General features: G+C 73.4%; 19 protein-coding genes, 1 tRNA gene and 1 riboswitch. Of the genes, 12 read left to right on the plus strand and 8 right to left on the minus strand.

Going from position 1 to position 22463, the window contains the following annotated elements; genetic code table 11:
* Positions 1-22: 22 nt before the first annotated feature.
* The 3 genes from ACX6XY_RS15340 (at position 23) to ACX6XY_RS15350 (ending at position 1776) form a co-directional block, all read left to right on the plus strand.
* Positions 23-505, plus strand: a complete 483-nt coding sequence (locus tag ACX6XY_RS15340; protein WP_460330507.1) for a DUF2000 domain-containing protein — start codon at positions 23-25, stop codon at positions 503-505.
* A gap of 87 nt (positions 506-592) precedes the next feature.
* Positions 593-1642: a 2,3-diaminopropionate biosynthesis protein SbnB gene (locus tag ACX6XY_RS15345; protein WP_460330510.1), complete on the plus strand. Its 1050-nt coding sequence runs from the start codon at positions 593-595 to the stop codon at positions 1640-1642.
* The gene (locus ACX6XY_RS15350; RefSeq protein WP_460330512.1) at positions 1642-1776 is read left to right on the plus strand and encodes a hypothetical protein; all 135 of its coding nucleotides are present in this window, start codon (positions 1642-1644) and stop codon (positions 1774-1776) included. The genes ACX6XY_RS15345 and ACX6XY_RS15350 overlap by 1 nt, the downstream gene beginning before the upstream one ends.
* Positions 1777-1994: 218 nt before the next feature.
* On the opposite strand, the gene ACX6XY_RS15355 is transcribed toward ACX6XY_RS15350, so the two are convergent.
* Complete coding sequence (locus ACX6XY_RS15355) at positions 1995-2666, minus strand: class I SAM-dependent methyltransferase (RefSeq protein ID WP_460330515.1); 672 nt, start codon at positions 2664-2666, stop codon at positions 1995-1997.
* 172 nt (positions 2667-2838) lie between these two features.
* On the opposite strand from ACX6XY_RS15355, the gene ACX6XY_RS15360 reads away from it, so the two are divergent.
* The gene (locus ACX6XY_RS15360) at positions 2839-3627 is read left to right on the plus strand and encodes a polyamine aminopropyltransferase (RefSeq protein ID WP_460330517.1); all 789 of its coding nucleotides are present in this window, start codon (positions 2839-2841) and stop codon (positions 3625-3627) included.
* Here the strand turns inward: ACX6XY_RS15360 and ACX6XY_RS15365 are convergent.
* On the minus strand, positions 3609-4592 hold the full coding sequence (locus ACX6XY_RS15365) for a helix-turn-helix domain-containing protein (protein ID WP_460330520.1): 984 nt from the start codon (positions 4590-4592) through the stop codon (positions 3609-3611). The genes ACX6XY_RS15360 and ACX6XY_RS15365 overlap by 19 nt on opposite strands.
* 51 nt (positions 4593-4643) lie before the next feature.
* Here ACX6XY_RS15365 and ACX6XY_RS15370 point away from each other — a divergent pair, with 51 nt between their 5' ends.
* From ACX6XY_RS15370 to ACX6XY_RS15390, 5 genes are all read left to right on the plus strand, one after another.
* Positions 4644-5078 carry a cupin domain-containing protein gene (locus tag ACX6XY_RS15370; protein WP_460330522.1) on the plus strand — a complete coding sequence of 145 codons (435 nt, stop codon included), beginning with the start codon at positions 4644-4646 and terminating at the stop codon, positions 5076-5078.
* 224 nt (positions 5079-5302) lie between these two features.
* Positions 5303-6745, plus strand: coding sequence for an SLC13 family permease (locus ACX6XY_RS15375; protein WP_460330525.1), 1443 nt, complete (start codon positions 5303-5305; stop codon positions 6743-6745).
* Between the two features lie 64 nt (positions 6746-6809).
* A tRNA-Met gene (locus ACX6XY_RS15380) sits at positions 6810-6883 on the plus strand.
* A 163-nt stretch (positions 6884-7046) separates the two neighbouring features.
* Positions 7047-8231: a PP2C family protein-serine/threonine phosphatase gene (locus ACX6XY_RS15385; RefSeq protein WP_460330527.1), complete on the plus strand. Its 1185-nt coding sequence runs from the start codon at positions 7047-7049 to the stop codon at positions 8229-8231.
* A gap of 193 nt (positions 8232-8424) precedes the next feature.
* Positions 8425-8580, plus strand: a riboswitch (cyclic di-AMP (ydaO/yuaA leader).
* A gap of 10 nt (positions 8581-8590) precedes the next feature.
* Positions 8591-9694, plus strand: coding sequence for a M23 family metallopeptidase (locus ACX6XY_RS15390; RefSeq protein ID WP_460330530.1), 1104 nt, complete (start codon positions 8591-8593; stop codon positions 9692-9694).
* A 210-nt stretch (positions 9695-9904) separates the two neighbouring features.
* Here ACX6XY_RS15390 and ACX6XY_RS15395 read toward each other — a convergent pair whose 3' ends face one another.
* The 3 genes from ACX6XY_RS15395 to ACX6XY_RS15405 form a co-directional block, all read right to left on the minus strand.
* Positions 9905-11281 carry a PrsW family intramembrane metalloprotease gene (locus tag ACX6XY_RS15395; RefSeq protein WP_460330533.1) on the minus strand — a complete coding sequence of 459 codons (1377 nt, stop codon included), beginning with the start codon at positions 11279-11281 and terminating at the stop codon, positions 9905-9907.
* 54 nt (positions 11282-11335) lie between these two features.
* On the minus strand, positions 11336-12160 hold the full coding sequence (gene trmB / locus ACX6XY_RS15400; RefSeq protein ID WP_460330554.1) for a tRNA (guanosine(46)-N7)-methyltransferase TrmB: 825 nt from the start codon (positions 12158-12160) through the stop codon (positions 11336-11338).
* A gap of 385 nt (positions 12161-12545) precedes the next feature.
* Positions 12546-14678: an asparagine synthase-related protein gene (locus ACX6XY_RS15405; RefSeq protein WP_460330535.1), complete on the minus strand. Its 2133-nt coding sequence runs from the start codon at positions 14676-14678 to the stop codon at positions 12546-12548.
* Between the two features lie 554 nt (positions 14679-15232).
* On the opposite strand from ACX6XY_RS15405, the gene ACX6XY_RS15410 reads away from it, so the two are divergent.
* Positions 15233-16684 carry an MFS transporter gene (locus ACX6XY_RS15410; RefSeq protein WP_460330537.1) on the plus strand — a complete coding sequence of 484 codons (1452 nt, stop codon included), beginning with the start codon at positions 15233-15235 and terminating at the stop codon, positions 16682-16684.
* A gap of 103 nt (positions 16685-16787) precedes the next feature.
* Positions 16788-17990, plus strand: coding sequence for an L-2-hydroxyglutarate oxidase (gene lhgO, locus ACX6XY_RS15415; RefSeq protein WP_460330539.1), 1203 nt, complete (start codon positions 16788-16790; stop codon positions 17988-17990).
* Between the two features lie 66 nt (positions 17991-18056).
* On the opposite strand, the gene rox is transcribed toward lhgO, so the two are convergent.
* Entirely contained in the window at positions 18057-19484 is a 1428-nt protein-coding gene (gene rox, locus ACX6XY_RS15420) for a rifampin monooxygenase (RefSeq protein WP_460330541.1), read from the minus strand.
* 122 nt (positions 19485-19606) lie between these two features.
* The gene (locus ACX6XY_RS15425; protein ID WP_460330543.1) at positions 19607-20755 is read right to left on the minus strand and encodes an MFS transporter; all 1149 of its coding nucleotides are present in this window, start codon (positions 20753-20755) and stop codon (positions 19607-19609) included.
* Positions 20756-20923: 168 nt separating this feature from the next.
* Between ACX6XY_RS15425 and ACX6XY_RS15430 the strand changes: the two genes are divergently transcribed.
* Complete coding sequence (locus ACX6XY_RS15430) at positions 20924-21556, plus strand: CGNR zinc finger domain-containing protein (RefSeq protein WP_460330545.1); 633 nt, start codon at positions 20924-20926, stop codon at positions 21554-21556.
* A gap of 15 nt (positions 21557-21571) precedes the next feature.
* Here ACX6XY_RS15430 and ACX6XY_RS15435 read toward each other — a convergent pair.
* The coding region (locus ACX6XY_RS15435) for an NPCBM/NEW2 domain-containing protein (RefSeq protein WP_460330548.1) at positions 21572-22463 on the minus strand (892 nt) is incomplete at its 5' end.

Consider the following 22463-nt stretch of genomic DNA (forward strand, 5'->3'; position numbering starts at 1 on the left):
GAAGCCCTCTGGGAGATCCTCCGTGAGTACCCCTGTGCCGGAAACCGCCTGCAGCGTCGTGGATTCCGGAGCCGTCGACACCGACTACAAATTCGTGGTGGCGCTGAAGGCGAAGCTCGACCACGGGGTCGCGACCAACGCCGCGTCCCACCTCTGTCTGGGGCTGGTGGCGAAGGCCGCGGCCGAGCGGCCTGAGCTGCTGTCCCGGATGTCGTTCCTCTCCTTCCCGGACGCCGACGGCCTGCCGCACGCGCCGGTCTCCGGGCTCTCCCTGGTCGTACTCGAAGGGCGCGCGGGCTGGCTGCGCCGACTGCGCGCGGAGGCGGGCGCCGCCGGGCTGCTGCACACCGACTTCACCTCGGCGATGACCGGCGGGAGTTACGCCGACCAGCTGGAGCGCATGCGGCAGATCCCGGAACCGGAGCTGGACTACTACGGCGTCGCCGTCTTCGGCCAGCGCACCGAACTCGATCCGCTGACCAAGAAGTTCTCGCTGCTGCGCTAAACGGACCGAATCCGCGACCGAATCCGCGTCAGCCCCGAACCCGAACCGAACCCGAACCCGAACCGAACCCGAACCTGGAGGCATGAGTTGAGTACGACCGAGTACACGCAGGACCTCGTCGTCATACCCGCCGCTGTGGTCAAGAGGGTGCTGGATGACCTCGGTAAGGAGAGCGAACAGATCGTCGAGGACGTCTACCGACAGGCGGCGCGCGGCGAACTCGTCAACCCGGACAGCCTGTTCCTGCGCCCCGACCCCGACCGGCGCGAGCGCGTCATCGCCCTGCCCGCCCGCGTCTTCGGGGACCACCCCGCCATGGGCGTGAAGTGGATTTCCAGCTTCCCCGGAAACCTCGGCCTCGGTCTGCCCCGTGCCTCCGCGCTGATCGCGCTCAACGACCTGCGGACCGGCTTCCCCAAGGCCGTCATCGAAGGAGCCAGGATCAGCGGCTTCCGAACCGCGCTCTCGGCCGCCGTCGGCGCACGGGTACTGCGCGACGGCGACCGGGCGGTGGGCCGGATGGCCGTCGTCGGCACCGGCTATATCTCCGCGACCACGTTGCGCGTGATGGCCGGACAGGGCTGGCGGTGTGAGTCGCTCGCGGTCCACGACCTCGACGGGCGACGGGCCCGCGCCTTCGCGGACGACCTGACCGGCGGCATCGCGCGTACGGTCACGGTGGCCGGTACCCTGCGCGAGGCGTTGGCCGGGGCCGAACTGGTGCTGTTCGCCACCACGGCGACCGAGCCGTACGTCGGCGACGGCGACTGGTTCGAGCCGGGGGCCGATGTGCTGCACATGTCGCTGCGCGACCTGCGGCCCTCCGCCATGGCGGGCGCGGCGCACGTCGTCGACGACGTCTCGCACGCGCTGCGCGAGAAGACCTCGCTGGCCCTCGCGGTCGAGTCGGGGGCGGTGGACCGCGCGGACATCATCGCCGTGGGCGACCTGCTCAGCGGTCGGGTACGGGCGGACCGCGGCAGGACCGCCGTGTACGCGCCGTTCGGCCTCGGCTCGCTGGACATCGCCATCGGCGGCCTCGTACTGGAGCGCGCCCTGAACGCCGAGGGTACGGACGGCGCGGGCGGCGCGGACGGGGTGGTGACCGTGCCCGGCTTCTCCGGCACGGGTACGTGATGAGCAGGCGGGTGGCCATCGTCGCCCCGCACCCCGTCGGCTGTGCCCCGGCCTTCGGCTCCGGCGCGCCGAGGCTGCTGTGCAACACCTGCGTGGACGTCACCTCGCTGCGCTGTCTCGCGGCCCGTGGGTGACCAGGGCGCGGGGCGACTTCATGCCCCGCGCCCTGGTCACCCAGTACGCCCGTACGCCGCCGAGCCCGACCTGATCGCCAGCCCGTACCCGGTGCGCACACTGCGCGAACTCCCCACCGACGCCAAACTGTCCGCGATCGACGTCGCTGCTGCTGGGCCTTCCCCGCTGCCGCCCGCTACCCGCTACCCGCAGCCCGGCTCCGAGACCGGGACGGGGTTCACTCCCCAGGCGTCGCGAACACGACCCAGTTGTCGTGGGTGTGCGGATACGGACGGAAGTCGCCGTGCGGCGGGTCGTCCCAGGAGACCCGGCGGATCTCGTGCACCTGCCAGTCGGCGAACAGCGCCCGGATCTCCGCTTCTTCGTAGTAGCGGAAGAGGGTGTCCTTATAGGCGAACGTGTGCGGGGCGATCTCCTCGCCCTCGCCGTAGGTCTGATCGGTCAGCGTGAACGCGTTCGTCACGAACAGCCCTCCCGGCGCGACGATGCGCCGGGCCTCGGCGATCAGGTCGGTCGGGTCCTGGATCTGGCCGAAGACGTCGAAGCAGGTCACCGCGTCGACGGAGGCGTCGACCAGCGGCAGCGTGGTGGCGTCGGCGCGCAGCAGGAAGGACCGCTGCCGGATCAGCTGGCGCGCGTGCGCGAGCCCGGTCGGCGCGATGTCCACGCCCAGCGCGGCGAACCCGGCCTCCGCGAGCGCCGCGAGGTTCCGCCCGTCCCCGCAGCCGAGGTCGACCACGGTGCGCACCTTGCGCTCCTTGAGTGCCTCAACTGCCTGCGGAATAACCGGAATCGGGTCATCCTGCCACAGCGGTCCGGCGCCCTGGTCCTGGTACGCCTTCTCCCATCCGTACTGGAGCTCCGCGTACTCGACCGTCGGTGAAGTCATGTCGACTCCTTGGGATGACTGATAGATGTCATTTTATGGGTCCGTCATGACTGAATGGAAGGGGCTGTCTCATCATCTGAGTCCCAGCAGGTGAGCGGAGGTGTGGACGGGCGGCGATGCGGGCGGGCAGCGCCTCGCCGCGAGGACCCGGTGAACGGGCTACGGTCCCTCCATGCGCGCGCGTTTCGAGGAAATCGACTGGCAGCCGACCCCCATGGGTGAGATCAGCCTCAGACGGCGGCGCGATCCCGCCGCCGATACCGATGTGTACGAGGTCAAGCTGGGCGACGAGTTCCTGATGTCGAGCCTGTTCACGGCGGGGGAGATCGCATTGGCCCGCCTCGGCCTGGCGGCGGCGCCCGGCTCCGACTCTGAGTCCGAGTCCGGCTCCGAGTCCGGTGCAGCGTCCGGTGCAGCGTCCGGTGCGGCGTCCGGCCAACTGGACGTCATCGTAGGCGGGTTGGGTCTCGGATACACCGCGGGCGCGGTGCTCGACGACGACCGGGTCCGCTCGTTGACCGTGCTCGACGCACTCGGCGAGGTCATCGAGTGGCACCGGCGAGGTCTGGTCCCCCTGGGCGAGCGGCTGTCGACGGATCCCCGCTGCCGCCTGGTGCGGGGCGACTTCTTCGCGCGGGCGGCCGCTGGTGTCGCGCAGGGGCTCGACCCGGAGTCGCCCGGCCGCCGCTTCCACGCCGTACTGGTCGACATCGACCACTCACCGGAGCATGTACTGCACCCCAGCCACGCCGGGCTCTACCAGGCCGAAGGCCTGCGGGCGCTGGCCGGGCACCTGCATCCCGGCGGCGTCTTCGCCCTGTGGTCCAACGACCCGCCGAGCGACGCGTTCAGCGCCGTACTCGCGGCCGTGTTCCCCTGGTCCGAGGCCCACGTCGTGACCTTCGACAACCCCTTGCAGGAGACCACCGCCACCAACACGGTCTATGTCGCCCGCGCGTAGGGCGTACCGGGCCCGAACCTGCGCCGGTACGCCGACGGGCTCAGGCCCGTCGTGTGCCGCAGCCGGGTGCGGAGGTTGGCCGCCGTGCCGAGGCCGCTGCGTGCGGCGACCACGTCCAGGCGTTCCTCGCCGCGTTCGATGAGGCGGCAGGCGAGCGCGACCCGCTCGCCGGTCAGCCAGGCCAGCGGTGTGGTGCCGAGCTGAGCGCGGAAGCGGCGATGCAGGGTCGCCGGACTGACCGCGGCGCGGGCCGCGAGCGCGCTGACGGTGAGCGGGGTGTCGAGACGCGCCTGGGCCCAGGCCAGGACCGGGGCCAGGGACGCGTCGGGCGCCTCGGGCACCGGCCGCTCCACGAACTGGCGCTGCCCGCCGTCCCGGTGCGCCGCGAAGACCAGGCGGCGGCTCACCGAGTTCGCGGCCTCCACCCCGTGGTCGCGGCGGACCAGGTGCAGCCCGAGATCGAGCGCGGCCGAGCTGCCCGCCGCGGTGAGGATGTCGCCGTCGTCCACGAACAGCACGTCGGGTTCGAGTCGTACGGCGGGGAAGCGCGCCCGGAAGGAGTCCGCCCACTGCCAGTGCGCGGTGGCCCGGCGGCCGTCCAGCACCCCGGCCTCGGCGAGCGTGAAGGCGCCGCTGCAGAAGCCCACCAGACGAGCCCCGCGCGCGTGCGCCCGGCGTACGGCGTCGAGGACGGCCGGACGGCGCGGGGCCTCGGTGTCGGGGCGGTTGGGCACGATCAACGTGTCCGCGGTGTCGGCGGCCGCGAGACCCGCGACTCCCGTGAGCGTGAAGAAGCCGTCACGCATCAGGGTCCGGGGCTCGGGGGAGCACAGCGCGAAGTCGTAGAGGTCCCGGCCGAGTTCCGGTCTGCGCAGCCCGAACACCTCGGTCGCGCAGCCGAGTTCAAACGGGTTGGAGTTCTCGTCGACGATCACGACGACCCGGTGCGAGGATCCTTGCGGCATATGCGATTTCTAGCACTCGTGGGCACGGAGCGTCGCGGTGACCATGGACGCATGAGCAACGAAACCGGTACGCCGCCCCTCATCGATTCCCTCATCGATTCCCCCGCGCCCGTCGCCCTGGGCCAGGCGCTGGCCTCCTTCGACGCCCTGTGGAGCCCCCGTATCGTCCAGCGCGTCAACGACTACGACGTACGCGTCGCCAAGGTCGAGGGCGAGCACGTCTGGCACGCCCACGAGCACACCGACGAGTTCTTCCTCGTACTCGACGGGGAGCTGCGCATCGCCCTGCGCGAGCCCGCGGGGGAGCGTACGGTCACGCTGCCCACCGGGTCGGTCTTCACCGTCCCGCGCGGCGTCGAGCACAAGCCGTACGCGCCGGACGGCGCCGCGATCCTGATGTTCGAGCCCACTGGGACGCTCACCGTCGGCGACCGCCACGACGAGGTCCCGGCCCATGTGGACGCGACCACGGGCCACGCCCTGTAGCGCGCCTCCAGGCCGTCGCGTACGGGGTCTTGTCGCAGGCCACCCCCGGTGGGATGTTGTCCCCCGCCCTCGCGGCGAGGGTGTAGAGGGTGTACATGCCACAGGGGGGATGCCTGATGTCGGAGCCCAGCCTCAGCGAAGGGCGAGAGGGGCAGGAAAAGGGAGAGGAGCGAGTAGGGCGAGACGGACGAGACGGACGAGACGGGCGAGACGGGGCGGGCGCGGTGGTTCCGCGTCAGTGGATCGGGCTCGGGGCCGGTGTCGTGCTCGCGCTGCTCGTCCGCCTGGTCCTGCCCGACTCGCTCTCCGCGGACGGCAAGAACGTGGCGGCGGTCGCCACGCTGATGGCGGTCTGGTGGATGACGGAGGCCGTGCCGCTGCCCGCCACCGCGCTGCTGCCCCTGGTGCTGATGCCGGTGCTCGACGTCGCCCCCATCAAGGACACCGCCGCCCCGTACGCGAATCCGGTCATCTTCCTGTTCATGGGCGGCTTCATCATCGCCCTGGCCATGCAGCGCTGGAACCTGCACAGCCGGTTCGCGCTGAGTACGGTGCTGTTCGTGGGCACCAGCCCCATGCGCATGATCGGCGGCTTCATGCTGGCCACCGCGCTGCTCAGCATGTGGATCTCCAACACCGCCACCACGGTGATGATGCTGCCCATCGGGGTCGCGGTGCTCGGCCTGGTGACGCGGCTGCGCGGCGGCCGTCAGGACGCGAACTTCGCCACCGCGCTGCTGCTCGGCATCGCCTACGCGGCGTCCATCGGCTCGCTCGGCACCGTCATCGGGACCCCGCCCAACGCGTTCCTCCAGGGCTATCTGAAATCCGAGCAGGGCATCGACATCACCTTCTTCGAGTGGATGCTGTTCGGCGTGCCGCTGGCCGCGGTCTTCCTCGTCATCGCCTGGCTGGTGCTGACGCGGGTCTTCCGCCCCGGCATCAGGGAGATCGAGGGCGGCCGGGAGCTGATCGAGCAGCGCAGGCGGGAGCTCGGGCCGATGGGGCGCGGCCAGTGGACCGTACTCGCCGTCTTCGCCGCCACCGCCCTGCTGTGGGTCCTGGTGGGCGTGCTCAGCCCGTACGTGGCCTGGGTGGACGACCATGTGTCCGACGCGGGGGTCGCCATGCTGGCGGCGGTGGCGCTGTTCACGCTGCCGGTCACGTCCGGCGGCGGCAAGCGCGTACTGGAGTGGGAGGACACCCGAGATGTGCCGTGGGGCATCCTGCTGCTCTTCGGCGGCGGTCTGGCGCTGTCCGCGCAGATCGGCGCGAGCGGACTCGGCGCGTGGATCGGCGACCAGGTCGGCGGGCTCGACGCGCTGCCGGTGCTGCTCCTGGTGGTCGTGATCGTGGTCGTGATCCTGCTGCTGACCGAGCTGACCAGCAACACCGCCACCACGGCGACCTTCGTGCCGGTCATGGCGGCGGTCGCGGCCGGGACGGATCAGGACGTGCTGCTGTTCACGCTGCCGGTGGCGCTGGCCGCCACGTGCGCGTTCATGCTCCCGGTCGCGACTCCGCCGAACGCCGTGGTGTTCAGTACGGACAAGATCACCATCGGGCAGATGATCCGGGGCGGCGTCTGGCTGAACGTCATCGGAGTCGTGCTGGTCACCGCGACCGTCTACTCGCTGGGGGCGCTGGTGCTCGGCATCGACCTCTGAGGCGGACGCCACAGTGAACGTGGTCGGGAGGCCCGTCCGGATGGCGTATAGTTGAGTTCACCGACGCGGGGTGGAGCAGCTCGGTAGCTCGCTGGGCTCATAACCCAGAGGTCGCAGGTTCAAATCCTGTCCCCGCTACTGAACGTCAGGCCCGGCAGCTTTCGAGCTGTCGGGCCTGACGCGTTTCCCGCTTCCCCGCTTCCCTCGTCACCCGTTCGGCGCACATCCGGTAGCCCGCGGCCCCCGCTGCGGGAAGGCTGAGGGAACAGCGGCAGCGGTCCGCGGCCGGTACGGGGCGGACGTGGCGGGAGACGAACGGGTGGGCCATCGAGCAGGGGCGCCGGGGACACCGGTCGGACGGCACCGGCCTCGGCACTGGGACCGGGACCGGGGCATCACCTTCGTCCGCGCGCTGCCGGTGCTGCTGATCGCCGTCGGGCTGACCGTCGCCCTGCTGACCCCGCCCAGGTTCACCGCCGCGCCGTTCTTCTCGGCCGCCCCGCTGATCGCCGCGCCGTTCTTCGCGCTCAGCGGCACGGTCCTGATCGGGATCGCCGCGTCGGCGTCGGTCATCGGGCCGCAGATGTACTACGGCACGATGGGGTTTCCGCAGGAGACCACCGAACTGGTCACGGTCACCACCGTGGCCGCTCTGGCGATCGTGATCAACCTCGTCGTCCGCAGCAGAGGCGAGCAGCTCGCCTCGGTCCGTCATATCGCCGAGGCGGCCCAGCGGGCCGTGCTGCCGGAGCCGCCGCCCAGCATCCGCGGGCTCGCCATCGCCGCCCGCTACGAGGCCGCGCAGGCCGACGCGTTCATCGGGGGCGACCTCTACGCGGTCCAGGACACCCCGCACGGCGTACGGCTCATCGTCGGCGACGTACGCGGCAAGGGCCTCGGCGCGGTCGAGGCGGTCGCGGTGGTCATCGGGGCCTTCCGGGAGGCCGCCGAGGGCGAGGCGACCCTGGCGGCCGTGGCGCAGCGCCTGGAGCGCGCCCTGACCCGTGAGGGCACCCGGCGCGAGGGGCTCGACGCGTTCGAGGGGTTCACCACGGCCGTACTCGCGGAGATCCCGCACGGCGACGGCGTCATCCGCCTGATCAACCGGGGGCACCCGGAGCCGCTGCTGCTGTGCGCGGACGGGGCGCTGCGGGTGCTGACCCCCGACGAGCCCGCGCTGCCGCTCGGGATGGGCGACCTGGGCGGCTGGCCGGACCGGGTGACCGAGGCCGAGTTCCCCGTGGGGGCCACGCTTCTGCTCTACACGGACGGGCTCTCCGAAGCGCGGGACGCGGGAAACGTCTTCTACGATCCGGCGGCGCGGCTGAGCGGGCGGGTCTTTCCGGGCCCCGACGCGCTGCTCGGCACCGTGGCCGACGAAGTGCACGGCCACACGGGAGGCGTCACGACCGACGACATGGCGCTGCTCGCGGTCAGCCGACCCGCGATGTCACCGAAGGTGACCGAAGGGGACCCCTCCGCATAACGACTGACACACCGTCAAGAAAATCAGTGCCGATCCGGAGGAGTCGACTCGCCCGATTTGGACCCTCCATGCCCCGTTAAGTCCACGGCCGAGATCCTGAACGATCAGTGGGAACGGCTTGGAATCCGGGGTCGGGGTCTATTAACGTTCGATAACGCAGCGCGGTCGTCCCAGCCGTCACAAGAGTCGGCTCCGTGCTCACACGCCTAATCCCGCAAGGGAGCCGGGGAACCACCTACTTGGGGTGAATCGGGCGCGACACGCTTCAACCGAGGCGCTGGAGTGCCCGTAGGAAACCTTCCTGTTCCGAACCCGTCAGCTAACCCGGTAGGCGAGAGGAAGGAAAGGAGTGCGCCCCAGTGGCGTCCAACAGGCCTGCCCCCGAAGTCTCGTACCTGCCGGACGACGGCTACGAGCCCGGCTCTCTCGCTCTTGAGGAGCCCGTGGGGGAGTGGAATCCCACCGAGGAGTCCATCCGCCCCGTGCGCGGCAGGCACCGCGTCGCCAAGCAGCGCGGCGGATTCGCCCGCAGCTCCACGGTGCTCGGCGTCGGCGTCATCGCCGCGGTCGGCGCGGGCGGCATCGCCACCGCGCAGGACAAGTCGGCGGCCCCGATATCCATGCCCGACCTCTCGGGCGTGACGGACAAGCTTCCGGACGTGGGCTCGCTGCTGTCCGATGACGGCGACGAGAGCGAGTCCGAGTCCGCCGCCGAGCTCGGCGGCGTGGCCACGGTCTCGCAGGCCACCGCGGGCGCCGAAGCCGACGGTGAGCAGGGCTCGGTGGACGCCGGTGAGGCGCTGCGCGCCCGCATCGTGCAGCAGGCCGAGCGCAAGCAGGACCAAGCCGCGACCGCCGAGCAGGTCGCGGCGGCGGACGCCGCCGCCAAGAAGGCCGCTGAGGACGCCGCGAAGGCGCGCAGCGACGCCGAGGCCGAGGCCGAGAAGAAGCGCAAGGCCGAAGAGGAAGCCAAGCGCAAGGCTGAAGAGGAGAAGAAGCGCAAGGCCGAGGAAGAGGCCAAGCGCAAGGCCGAGGAGGAGCGCCTCGCCAAGCTCGCCGCGAGCTTCTCGCTCCCCACCTCCTCCTACACGATCACCTCGACCTACGGGCAGGCTGGCCCGATGTGGTCGTCCGGGTACCACACCGGGCTGGACTTCGCCGCCCCGACGGGTACGCCGATCAAGGCCGTGCACAGCGGCACCGTCAAGTTCGCTGGCTGGCACGGCAGCGCGTACGGGTACCGCACCGTCCTGGAGCTGGACGACGGCACGGAGGTCTCCTACAGCCACCAGTCGTCGATCGCCGTCACGGCGGGCCAGAAGGTCACCACGGGCGAGGTCATCGGCCGGGTCGGCTCCACCGGCAACTCCTCGGGCCCGCACCTGCACCTTGAGGTCGAGTCGCCCGGCGGCGGCAAGGTGGACCCGAGGGCGTGGCTGCGCAGCAAGGGCCTCAACCCCTGATCTGTCAGGCCTCGGTTCCCGGCCCTCCGCTCGCGAATCTCTGACTCTGATTCCCCTGGACTCCGGCAGTCCTGGCGGCACCCCCCCCGACGCCAGGGCTGTCGGTACGACGCATGCCCGCGGTACGACGCGTGCCCGGAACGCGGTTTCACGTGAAACGCACGCGCGTTCGCCTGTGGTGGTCGTGCCGCTGGCCGCGGTGGGCCGCGCTCAGCCGCTGTGCGGGTGGTGCGGCCCCGCGTATCCCGCGCCGTAGCCGTAGCCGTAGCCGTAGCCGGGGCCGTAGCCGGGGCCGACCGGCCAGGGCGGGACCGAGGCCGGGACCGGTGGGACCGCCGGGGCCGTCTCCCAGGCCGCGTGGGCGTGTGCGGGGCGCGCCGTGCCGCGGTGCCGCCACAGCTCGTCCAGCAGCGCACGCTCCCGTACGACGAAGTCGGCGCCCGCCCGGCCGCCGCGGCCCCGGTTCCTGAGCAGCGCCAGCGACGTCGCACAGCGCTGGTAGTCGGCGACCGCGCGGGCCGCGTCCCGGCCCTGGGTCCTGGCGGCGTGCGCGCGGGCGATGCGCCGGGCGCGCAGCGAGGCGAGTGCCCGAGGTTCCAGCGGCGCGAGCCAGCCGGCGCGCACATAGGCGGGCAACTCCTCGCGCAGCATGCGCAGCTCGCGCTGCCTGGTCCAGATCGCCAGCCAGGTCAGCAGCCCGAAGCAGGGAACCATGAAGGACGCGTAGACGGCGAAGAAGCCGAGGCCGCCGAAGACCGCGGAGCCGTTCCACAGCGCGTGCATGCCCATCGCCAGGAGCAGCCCGCCGACCGGCGCCAGCACCCGGCGCGTCCGCTGGCGGTGCGCCGCGTGCGCGGCGATGCCGAAACCGATGCCGGTGAGCACGGTGAACAGCGGGTGCGCGAACGGCGACATGACGACCCGTACGAAGAACGTCAGGACGGTCATCGACGGCAGGTCGGCGCCGGTGTCGTCGACGAGACCGCCGTCCGGGAAGCCGCCGTCGGCGTCCATGCCGTAGGCGTTGCCCAGGTAGAGGATGTTCTCGGTGAACGCGAAGCCGGTGGCGGTGACTCCGGCGACCACCACGCCGTCGACGATCCCGGTGAAGTCCCGCCTGCGGAACAGGAAGACCAGCAGGACCGCGGCCGCCTTGCCGGTCTCCTCGACGACCGGTGCGATGACGGTCGCGCCGAGCGCGTCGGCGTCGGTCCGGTCGGGGGTGTTGGCGGCTATCCAGTTCATCGCGAACGAGTTCGCGACGATCGCTATGAGAGCGGCGGCGCAGGCGCCCCAGGCGAAGCAGAACACCAGGTTCCGCCAGGGGCTCGGCGCGACCCGGTCCAGCCAGCGGAACGCGGCGGTCAGCAGCGGTACCGGCAGCACCGCGAGCCCGAGCCCGACGAGGAAGCCTTCCGTGCCGGTCTGCTCCCTGACCAGGGCCAGGATGACGACCCCGGACACGGCGAGCAGAGCGACCAGCGCGCCCGCCCGTACGGCCCTGTGCCGCCACCAGGAGGTACGGCGCGGTCTCGGCCCCTCGACGTGCGGGACCTCGGACGGCGGATACGGATCGCTGACGGCCACGGCGTTGACCCTAACGAGGGACGACGGCGGTCCGCGACGGTGCCCCGGACCAGCTCAGGGGCGCGCGCTCTCGGGGTCGCTTCCGGGGCCGCCCTCGGGGGCGCTCTCGGAGGTGAGCGCGGCGGTGCGGGTGAACAGCAGGTCGTGGACGACGTGCCCCTTGTCCAGACCCTGGCCCTCGAACCGGGTGAGCGGCCGGAACGCCGGGCGGGGCGCGAAGCCGCCGCCTGGCTGGGTGTTCTCGAAGTCGGGGTGCGCGTCGAGCACCTCGAGCATCTGCTCGGCGTAGGGCTCCCAGTCGGTCGCGCAGTGCAGCAGCGCGCCGGGCTTCATCCGGGGCGCGGCGAGGGTGAGGAAGTCCGGCTGGATGATGCGCCGCTTGTGGTGCCGGGTCTTGGGCCACGGGTCGGGGAAGTAGACGCGCAGCCCGTCCAGCGACTCGGGGGCCAGCATCTCGCGGAGGAGGATGATCGCGTCGCCGTTGGCCACGCGGATGTTGGACAGGCCGTTCCGGTCCGCGAGACCGAGCAGGTTGCCCTGGCCGGGTGTGTGCACGTCGACCGCGAGAATCCCGGTCTCCGGGTCGTCGGCCGCCATCTGCGCGGTGGCCTCGCCCATGCCGAAGCCGATCTCCAGGACGACGGGGCGGCCGTCGAAGAGTTCACCGAGGTCGAGGACGCGCCGTCCGTCGATGTCCAGGCCCCACTTGGGCCACAGCCGCTCCAGGGCCTCACCCTGGCTGGCGGTCACCCGGCTCCGGCGCGGCTGGAAACTGCGGATGCGCCGCTCGTGGTGCGACCCCGCGGGGTCGGGTGTGGGGCCTCCGGGGAAGCGGGGCGCGCCGTGGGGTCGGGAGGCGTGGTGATCGTCAGACACAATGCCCCGATTTTACGCGACCCCCACGCACCCCGACCGACGCCCGCCCCGCCCGCAGACCACTCCCACAGGGCGCCCGTCCGGGTCCCACGCCCGCCCCGCTCCGGCACGCCGCCCCGGCTCCCGCGCGCCGCCCCCGGCTCCGGCGCGCCGCCTCCGGCTCCGGCGCTCCCGTCCAGCCCACCCGCGACCCGCGCCTCGCGGCCTCTCGTACGCCCGAGCCCGCCGGAGTCTCGCGTGCCCGAGTGGACCCACGACCCCGCACGCGCCCCTCACCCGGCCCGACCTTCCGTGCGGTCCGCCGCGGCCCGGACCAGCACGGCCCGGACCAGCCCGGACCAGCACGGCCCGGCCCACCCGCGGCCCGCGCCACGCGGCCTCTCGTGGTTCAGGTGCGGCCCGCGCCCCCGAGTGCGCCCCGCCTGGGGGATATCCCGGCGGGGACCGCGCGGGTGCGGGTCGGGGTGCCGGTCCAGCAGGTGCCGCGGCGGGACAGGAGGCGGCGGAGCCAGAGCTCTGTCGAGACGAGTTCGGCCAGGCCGTCCAGGGGCAGCCCCGCGCCGTCGGCCGCCGCGCGCAGGGCCTTGCGGACGACTCTGGCCTCGACGAGACCCGCCTGCGCGAGCAGCGGCGTACCGAAGAGGTCGACCAGGGAGCCGACCGCGACGCGCAGCCCCGTGCCGACCGCCGCCGCGGACGAGGCATGCGAGGCGGCGCCCCAGCCGGGCGGCAGCTCCGTGACCCCGGCGCCCTCCAGCACCGCACGGAGGATGTCCGCGCGGGCGCCCGGCCGGACCCGCAGCGCTTCCGGCAGCGCGCGGCAGGCCCGTACCACCTGGTTGTCCAGGAAGGGCGTGTGCAGCCGCTGCGAGCGGACCTCGGCGGCCTGCTCCAGAACCCGCAGATCCGCGGCGTGCCGGGCCAGCGCGGCACGCGCGCGCAGCTCGCCGGGGTGCTGCCCCGGACCGGGCCCCGGACGCATGGCGGCCTGCTCCAGGCGAACCGATACTTCGGCGAGCGCCTCCCCGGTGAGCCAGCGCGCGGCCGGTCCCGGCCTGGCCCAGGTGAGTGCCGCGAGGGAGGCTCCCACCGCGCCCGGCGGTTCGTCGAAGCGCCCGTCCCGCAGCCGCAGCGCGGCGTCCCCGAGCCCGGAGCGGTAGGACGTACGGGCCAGTCGGCGCGCGGCCGCGTAGACCTTCGCCGGGACCAGGACCGATCCTTCGCTCTTCGCCAGCGCCGCGACCGGGCGCACCAGATGGCGGCGGCGCCGGTCCATCAGCAGATCGGCCAGCCGGGCCGGATGCGCGTCCAGGACCTGCCGCGCGCCGCCGCCGGTGAAGTGGTCGGCGCTGCCCGCGGCGAGTCGCGCGCGGTGCCGCCCGGCCAGCACCAGCGAGGGCCCCGGCTCGTCCGTGAGCGGTCCGTCCAGGTCGGCGTAGGGGAGGGTCTCCTCGCCGCCGGTGACGACGACATGGTGCAGCCGGGGGTTCGCCGCGATGGCCCCGGCGCGCTCCAGCTCGGCCTCGCGGCCGCTGGCCGTCAGGTCGTTGAAGGTGACGGCGAGCAGCCGCTCCCCGGCCCCTGTGCCATGCCCGAGCACCGTGCCCGGCAGCCCCGGCAGACCCGCGGCGAGCAGCGCGAGCGTCCCGGACGCGGGCCCCCCGGACAGGTCGGCGCCGATGCCGGGCGCCGGCAGCCGGGGGGCCCGGCGCTCGGCGGGACCCATGCCGGGCACCGGACCCGGATCGATGTCCGGAACATGGCGGGGCGCGGACAGCCGGGCGCGCACCGCGTCGACGAGCGCGTCACGTACGCCGTCCACGGCGCGCGTCGCGTCCATCTGGGGTGCCGCGATCGCGAGCGAGGCCACCGGTTCGTACCCGGCGATCTCCCGTGCGCCGTCGCGCAGGATCAGCGCGTGCCCCGGCGGAATGCGCCGCACGCCCGCGTACGGCGTCGAGTCGTGCAGGGCCTCGGGCACGTCGGGGCAGGCGAGCAGCGCCGCGAGGTAGCCGATGTCGAGATGGGCCTCGACCAGGTCGGCGAGCGGGAGCGCGGCCGTCGCGTACGCCGTGCCGCCCGCCCAGGGGGTGTGGAAAACGGGCCGTGCGCCCGCCAGGTCGCCCGCGACGGTGACCCGCCGCCCCACCTGGACGACGGCCGTGTAACTCCCGGACCAGGTGGTCAGATGCCGCAGCGCGCCGCCGCGCGCGGCCAGCAGGCCGAGCCTGAGCTGTTCGTCGCTGGCGCCGCAGGTGCCCAGTACCGCGATCCTGGTGTGCGGGTCGGCCTCGATGACGCGTACCTCGTCCACGCGCCAGTCGCCGACCGCCCACAGCGGATCGGGGTCGCTCCAGAGCAGCTGGGAGCCCACCGGGTGCGGATCCCCGCCGTCGGCGTCGCCGAGGCTTCCGGGACTTCCGGGACTTCCGGGACTTCCGAAGCTTCCGGGACTTCCGAAGCTTCCGGGACTTCCGGGCGCTTTCGCGGTGGTACGACTCCACCCCACCAACCACCGCATCGCCGCCTCCACAGGCTGTGGACAGAACAGAGCACCGAACGAGTTCGGGACCATGCTGCCACGAAGAAGGCGCGCGGGAGCGACTGCGGGGCGGCACGCGCGCAGCACAATGCGCCCCCGAAGCGGAAGAGTTGGCTCACCCGGCGACCCTCGACGGGCCGCACGGAGGCCGGTTGGGGACCGGCTGTTTTCGGCCAATCCGTCCGCCGGACGGCCGGTCGCGCAGTCCGGGAGGCGGGGTGCGCCTCCCGGACTGGTCCGCCGCCCGCGGGGATGTAGGCGGCGGTGTCCCCCAGCCCACTGGATCCAGTACGCAGCGGGCCGACCCACGCGTTGCCATGGAAGCGCTCCCCGGATGGCCGGAGAAGAGCGCACGGGCGGGCGCACGGCCACACGCCCGGAGCACGACCCTGTTCGGCGCCGCTTCTGTACAGACAACAATCCCGCCATCCGGAACTTGCCCCTTAACGCTTGGGATGCGGCGAACTACGCTGGGTTTACGAATGCCGCGTGGTTATGCCCCCGCGGCAGCCGTCTGTGTCGAGGGGTGGCGCATGTCCAGGGAGCAACGCGGGCCGAACGACAAGCTCGGCGCCGTTCTCGCCCTCGCGGGAATCAGCAACGCGGGACTCGCGCGGCGGGTCAACGACCTCGGCGCACAGCGCGGGTTGACCCTTCGCTACGACAAGACCTCGGTGGCCCGCTGGGTCTCCAAGGGCATGGTGCCGCAGGGTGCGGCCCCGCATCTCATCGCCGCGGCCATCGGCCAGAAGCTCGGCAGGCCGGTGCCGTTGCAGGAGATAGGGCTCGCGGACGCCGACCCCGCGCCCGAGGTGGGGCTCGCCTTCCCGCGGGACGTGGGAGCCGCCGTCCGGTCGGCGACCGACCTCTACCGCCTCGACCTCGCCGGGCGGCGTGGCGGCGGGGGGATCTGGCAGTCGCTGGCCGGTTCGTTCGCGGTCAGCGCATATGCCACGCCCGCCTCCAGATGGCTGATTACGCCCGCCGACAGCTCCGTGGAGCGCTCCCTCGCCAGCGCCGTCAGCGCCAGCGCTGCTGACAGCGGCTCCGCGCCCGGCGACGCACCGCTCAAAGTCGGCCACAGCGACGTGCAGAAGCTGCGCGAGGCCGCCCAGGACGCCCGCCGCTGGGACTCCAAGTACGGCGGCGGCGACTGGCGTTCCTCGATGGTCCCGGAGTGCCTGCGCGTCGAGGCGGCGCCGCTGCTGCTCGGCTCGTACTCGGACGAGGTGGGGCGCGCGCTGTTCGGCGCGACCGCCGAACTGACCCGGCTCGCCGGGTGGATGGCCTTCGACACCGGCCAGCAGGAGGCGGCGCAGCGCTACTACATCCAGGCGCTGCGGCTGGCCAGGGCGGCGGCCGACGTGCCCCTGGGCGGCTACGTACTCGCCACCATGTCCTTACAAGCCACCTACCGGGGCTTCGGCGACGAGGGGGTCGACCTCGCGCAGGCCGCGCTCGAACGCAACCGCGGCCTCGCCACGGCCCGCACCATGAGCTTCTTCCGCCTAGTCGAGGCACGCGCGCACGCGCGCGCCAACGACGCCGCAGCGGCGGGCGCCGCGCTCAAGGCCGCCGAGGGCTGGCTGGAGCGGGCCAGGGACGGCGACGCGGACCCGTCCTGGCTCGGCTTCTACTGCTACGACCGGTTCGCCGCGGACGCGGCCGAGTGCTACCGCGACCTGAAGGCGCCCCGCCAGGTCCGCCGCTTCACCGAGCAGGCGCTGTCCAGGCCCACCGAGGAGTTCGTCCGGTCGCACGGGCTGCGCCTGGTGGTGTCGGCGGTCGCCGAGCTGGAGTCGGGGAACCTGGACGCGGCGTGCGCGCAGGGACTGCGCGCGGTCGAGGTGGCGGGCCGCATCTCGTCGGCGCGCACCACCGAGTACGTACGCGACCTGCTGCACCGCCTCGAACCGCACGGCGACGAACCCCGCGTCGCGGAACTGCGCGAACGCGCCCGCCCCCTGCTGGTGGCCCCGGCCTAGGGTTCGCCCGGCCGGGCCTAGGGTGTGCCCGGCCGGGAGGCCCAGGTTTGCGGGCGTTGTCAGTGGCGCAGTGCAGTATCGAACCTGGGAGGTGTGATCCGTGATGAGCAAGAGCGTGTACGACGCCGATGTGCTCGTGGTGGGCGGCGGGATCGTCGGTCTTTCGACGGCGTACGCGCTGTCCCGCACCGCGCCGGGCACCCGCGTGACGGTCCTGGAGAAGGAGCCGGGCCCGGCCCGCCACCAGACCGGGCGCAACAGCGGCGTGATCCACAGCGGCGTGTACTACCGACCGGGATCGCTGAAGGCCGACTTCGCGGTGCGGGGCGCGGCCGAGATGGTCAAGTTCTGCGCGGAGTACGACATCGCGCACGCGGTCACCGGCAAGCTGATCGTCGCCACCGAGCGCGCCGAGCTGCCCCGCCTGCACGCCCTGGCGCAGCGCGGCCGGGAGAACGGCATTCCGGTGCGCGAGCTGGGCCCGGCGCAGATAGCGGAGTACGAGCCGCAGGTGCGCGGCCTGGCCGGTATCCACGTCGGCACGACGGGCGTGTGCGACTACGCCGCGGTGGCCGCGCGGCTGGCCGAGGCCTGTGGCGCGGACATCCGGTACGGCGCGGAGGTCACCCGCGTCGACCGCCGGGCCGGGCGCGGCGTCGCGGTCCGCACCGCGGACCAGGCGGTGCTCAGGGCGCGGGTGCTGGTCAACTGCGCGGGCCTGTACTGCGACCGGATCGCCCGCCTCACCGGGGACGACCCCGGCATGCGGATCGTCCCCTTCCGCGGCGAGTACTACGAGCTGGCCCGCCCGGAGCTGGTGAACGGCCTGGTCTACCCGGTCCCCGACCCCGCCTTCCCCTTCCTCGGCGTGCACCTCACCCGAGGCATCGACGGCAGCGTCCACCTGGGACCGAACGCGGTGCCCGCGCTCGCCCGCGAGGGATACACCTGGGCGTCGCTGCGCCCCGCCGAGCTGGCCGCGACGCTCGCCTGGCCCGGCGCCTGGCACATAGCGCGGCAGCACTGGCGGTACGGCGCCGGGGAGCTGCGGCGGTCCCTGTCGAAGGAGGCGTTCACCTCGGCGGTGCGCCGCCTGCTGCCCGCGGTGACCGCCGACGACCTGCGGCCCTCGCCCGCGGGGGTCCGGGCCCAGGCGGTGCTCCGCGACGGCACGCTCGCGGACGACTTCCTCTTCCACGAGTCCCCCCACGCGGTACACGTCCTGAACGCCCCGTCCCCCGCGGCGACGGCGTCCCTCCCCATCGGCAGAGAGGTAGCCCGCCGCGCCCTGACAGCCCTGGCCTGAGCCCACCGACCGCTCACCGCGCGGCCGGTCCCGCCACGGGCGCGCACCCCGCGGTCGGCGTGCCCGTCACCGCGCGGGCGCGCCGAACCACCTCGGCAGGTGGGCGAGCAGCTCTGCCTGGTCCTCGCCCGCCCAGGCCACATGGCCGTCGGGGCGTAGCAGTACGGCGGGCGCGTCGAGTTCCTCGCCGACGTCCACTACGTGGTCGACCCGGTCCGCCCAGCCCGCCGCCGAGAGGCGACCGGTCTGGTCGAGCAGCAGCCCGCGCCCGCCGCGCGTCAGCTCGTACAGGCGCCCCCGCTTCAGCTCCACGTCCCGCAGCCGCCTGCCGAGCAGCTCGTGCCCGTCCCCGAAGTCATAGCGGACCCCGATCGCGGTGATCTTCTCGATCAGGTACCGGTTCACGTCGTCGAAGTCCATCAGCTCCGACACCAGTCGGCGCACCGCCTGAGCGCCCGGCTCGGTGGACATCAGCTGCATCTGCGCACGGGTGTTGTCCAGCACGTCGGCACCCACCGGATGCCGCTCGGCGTGGTAGCTGTCGAGCAGACCGTCCGGCGCCCAGCCGCCCACCTCGGCGGCCAGCTTCCAGCCCAGGTTGAACGCGTCCTGGATGCCCAGGTTGAGCCCCTGCCCACCGGTCGGCGGGTGGATGTGCGCCGCGTCCCCCGCCAGCAGCACCCGCCCGACGCGATAGCGCTCGGCCTGCCGGGTGGCATCGCCGAAACGGGACAGCCAGCGCGGCGAGTGCAGCCCGAAATCGGTACCGGCGACCGCCCGCAGCCGCCGCCTGAACTCCTCCAGGCCCGGCGGGACGGACCGGTCGTCCGCCACACCGTCGGCGGGCACCACGACGCGGTACATCCCGTCCCCCAGCGGCATCGCGCCGAACCGCTTCTGGGTCGCGCGGACCTCGGCCACCACGGCGGCCAACTCGTCCGGCGACGCGGTCAGCTCCATCTCGCCCAGCAGCGTCTCGACCCTGGACGGCTCGCCGGGAAAGCCGACGCCGAGCCGCCCCCGCACCGTGCTCCGCCCGCCGTCGCAGCCGACGAGGAAGCGCGAGCGCAGCCGCGTGCCGTCCGCCAGCTCGGCGGTCACCCCGTGCTCGTCCTGACTCAGCCCGACCAGCTCGCATCCGCGCCGGATCTCCGCGCCGAGCTCGTCGGCGCGCTCGGCCAACAGCCGGTCGGTGACGGTCTGCGGGATGCCCAGGACGTACCCGTGCGCGGTGTCCAGCCGGGCGGGCCACCCCTTGTCGATACCGGCGAAGAAACCGCCGACCTCGAACCGCTGGCCGAGCGGCAGAAACCGCTCCAGCAGACCACGCTGATCCAGCACCTCGATGCTGCGCACATGCAGCCCGAGCGCGCGGACGAACGCGGGCGGTTCCGGCTCCTTCTCCAGCACGACCACCCGCACCCCGGCCAGCCTCAACTCGCTGGCCAGCATCATCCCGGTAGGGCCACCACCGACCACAACGACATCAATCACCACGAACCCCCTGTACCCATAAGTTCCGGACCAGGCTGGCGATTCTGCGCCACCCCCCGGCCCTTGCCGCAAGCCCCCCACCGCGCTATACGTTGAGAGTGGCGAGGAGGCGAGGAGACGCCTCAGCCCTCCGAGCGGCCTCGCAGCAGGGCCGCCGCGGCCAACTGGAGCGCGGCGACGACCAGCAGCAGGGCGTACGCGGGCAGCGCGGCGCCCGCACCCACACCCACCAGGGCCGCGCCGCCCGCCGCCGCCGAGAGCTTCAGACCCGCCCCCAGCGTGAAGACCTGCGCCCGCACCTCCTGAGGCGCGTACGCCGCGCGGATGCGCAGGGTCGCCGTGAGCAGCGGCCCGTCACACAGCCCGGCCACGCCGAACAGCACCACGGCCAGCTCGTACGGCGCCGCCGCCGCCCCCGCGAGCGCGGCCCCCGTACCGAGCAGGCTCCAACGAGCCAGCCGCCGCGCGGATCCGCGCGGCGGCCTGCGGGCCACCGCGAGGCATCCGCCGAGCGCCCCCAGCGCGAAGGCGGTCACCAGCACCCCCGCGCCCCCCGCCCGTCCACGCTCCTCGGCGAGCAGCGCCGCGGTGACCGTCAGCCCGCCGACGCCGACGTACGCCACACAGGTGCTCGCGGTGATCGCCCGCAGCGCGGGTATCCGCCACACCGCCGCGAGCCCGGCCGTCAGATCGGCCCGCAGGGAGCGCGCCACAGCCGCCGGACCCGCCCGCAGCGGCAGCAGCCAGACCAGCCCGGCGGCGCCCGCCGCCGCCCCCGCGAGCAGCAGCGTCGCCGCACCGGGCGACAGCGCGGCCGAGGCGAGCGCCACACCCGCGGGCCCCACCACCGACGCGGCGTTGTACGTCGCGGCGTCCCACGCGTACGCACGCGCGCGTGCCTCCTCGTCGGGCGCCAGGGACGCGACGAGGCTGGAGAGCCCGCCCGAGACGACAGGGCCGCAGCAGCCCCCGGCCAGCGCGACCGCGAGGGCCAGCCCCACCGGCCCCCGGCCGACGGTCAGCGCGAGCCCCGCGATCGCCGCGCCGAACCCCCCGAGCGCGGCGGCGTACCAGAGCCGCGGCCACCGCACCCGCGCGGCCAGGCCGCCGGTCAGCGGCGCGGCCAGCAGATGCGGCGCCAGCCATGCGGCCAGCACGAACCCGCTCTGAGCCGCGCTCCCGGTGCGCTCCAGGGCGAGCAGCGCCACGGCCACCGCCACGCCCTCGTCGGCCAGCCGCGCGCAGAACGCGGTGGCCAGATAACTCCGCAACCCCCGCCCCATCATGGAGCCCGCCCGCCTTCCCCACCCCGACCGTGGCCCGGTCCGGTCCGGCTCGACCCGGCTGGGCCCGGCCCGGTCCCGACCTGACTGTAACGGCTTACCTTAAAAAGACGTTACAGTAGAGTGGGAAGCGGCGATTGAGAGGGCGACGACACCATGAGCGGCACCACCGCCCACCAGGGCATCCGTCAGGGCTTCTCCCAGGACTCCCGTCAGGGCTTCCGCCCCGCCGAACGGTTGATGGAGATCGCCAACGCCGTACGCGAGGACCCCGCGCTCTCCCGCGACGCCCTGGCCGCCCTGCTGCGCCGCCACGGCGAGACCCCCGACGACGTCGCCGAAGCCGCCTTCACCGCCACGGACGCCGCGGAGCTGCGGGCCGCCACGGTCCGGCTCACGGACGACGTACTCACCGAGACCGACACGGACCGGTCGGCCCTGGCCCTGAACGCCCTGCTGGAGGAGTGCGGCGCCCGCCCGCGCCTGTCACGGCACGACGGTCACGCCTGGCATCTGCACGTCGACCGGGGCGAGGACGCGAGCTGGGCCGACTGGTTCACCGCGTCCGGCGCGCTCGCCCTGGCCCAGCTGCTCAGCGAGCACGGCCGCCCGGCCTGGGGCGGCTGCGCGGCCCCGGACTGCGCGACGCTCTACCTGGCCACCGGACCCGGCACCCCGCGCCGCTACTGCTCGCCGCGCTGCGCCTCGCGCACCCGCGTCGCCGCCCACCGGAAACGCAACCGCCCGCCCGCCGAAGCCCGGCAGGAGGGCGGAACTCCCGGAGCCTGACCCGCCGGACCGGGCCTAACCGCAGCTGATCCGCGACTGGGCCCAGTCCACGAGCGCCACCCGGTCGAGCGGTGTGTCCGGCTCGACGACCAGGCGCAGCGTCTCGCGGCCGGTCAGGTCCACATGGACCGGTACCGCCGGGTCACCGCTCCGGATCACCTGTGACCGCCAGAGCCGCGCCCCGTCCGCGTACACCGAGAACCGCACCGCGGCCTCGCGGCCGAGCGTCAGGTCGTCGACGCCGACCAGCGCGTCGTACGCCGTGCAGCCGCGGTTCAGGTCGATGGTGACCGAGGACTTCCCGTGGACGGTCGCCCCGTGTCCGTACCGGGTCCCGCCGATCGACACGCTGGAGCGCTGCCAGAGCCAGGTCGACTGGGTGAGCCGCACCTCGGGCTTGGTGCCGTCGCCGAAGACGCCGTAGTCGAGCCGGTTCACCTGGTAGACCTCCGGCGCCGGTGGCGGGGGAGGCGGCGGTGTGGGTGTGGGCGTCGGGGTCGGCGTGGGTGTCGGCGTAGGGGTGGGTGCGGGCGTCGGGGTCGGAGTAGGTGTCGGCGTAGGCGTGGGGGAGGGCGTCGGGGTCGGTGTGGGGGCAGGGGGCGGGGTCGGCGCCGGTGTGGGAGCGGGCGTCGGCGTGGCCGCCACCACCACCGGCGGCTGCGGCGCGGGCGGCGGAGGCGGGGGCGACGGTGAGGGGTCCGGGGACGGCGGCAGCTGCGGCACCAGCGGCTGCGAGACCGGCGGCTTCGGCCTGTCCTCCGGCTCGGGCTTCTTCTCGTCGCCGATGAGGCCGAGCGCCAGCGCGACCCCGGCCGTCGCGGCCACCACACCCGCCGCGATACCGGCCTTCGCCGGGGCCCCGAGCCCCTCGGCCGCGGCGCCCCCGCTCGCGCCCCCGCCCGCACCA

The sequence above is a fragment of the Streptomyces sp. O3 genome (genome assembly GCF_054788135.1).

What these genes read in the sequence shown, in the direction of transcription:
- ACX6XY_RS15360 (WP_460330517.1), top strand. Translation starts at nt 2,839, where the DNA reads ATGCGCGCGCGTTTCGAGGAAATCGACTGGCAGCCGACCCCCATGGGT.
- ACX6XY_RS15355 (WP_460330515.1), bottom strand. Translation starts at nt 2,666, where the DNA reads ATGACTTCACCGACGGTCGAGTACGCGGAGCTCCAGTACGGATGGGAG.
- lhgO (WP_460330539.1), top strand. Translation starts at nt 16,788, where the DNA reads ATGAGCAAGAGCGTGTACGACGCCGATGTGCTCGTGGTGGGCGGCGGG.
- ACX6XY_RS15365 (WP_460330520.1), bottom strand. Translation starts at nt 4,592, where the DNA reads ATGCCGCAAGGATCCTCGCACCGGGTCGTCGTGATCGTCGACGAGAAC.
- ACX6XY_RS15430 (WP_460330545.1), top strand. Translation starts at nt 20,924, where the DNA reads ATGAGCGGCACCACCGCCCACCAGGGCATCCGTCAGGGCTTCTCCCAG.
- ACX6XY_RS15350 (WP_460330512.1), top strand. Translation starts at nt 1,642, where the DNA reads ATGAGCAGGCGGGTGGCCATCGTCGCCCCGCACCCCGTCGGCTGTGCC.
- ACX6XY_RS15370 (WP_460330522.1), top strand. Translation starts at nt 4,644, where the DNA reads ATGAGCAACGAAACCGGTACGCCGCCCCTCATCGATTCCCTCATCGAT.
- ACX6XY_RS15410 (WP_460330537.1), top strand. Translation starts at nt 15,233, where the DNA reads ATGTCCAGGGAGCAACGCGGGCCGAACGACAAGCTCGGCGCCGTTCTC.
- ACX6XY_RS15405 (WP_460330535.1), bottom strand. Translation starts at nt 14,678, where the DNA reads ATGCGGTGGTTGGTGGGGTGGAGTCGTACCACCGCGAAAGCGCCCGGA.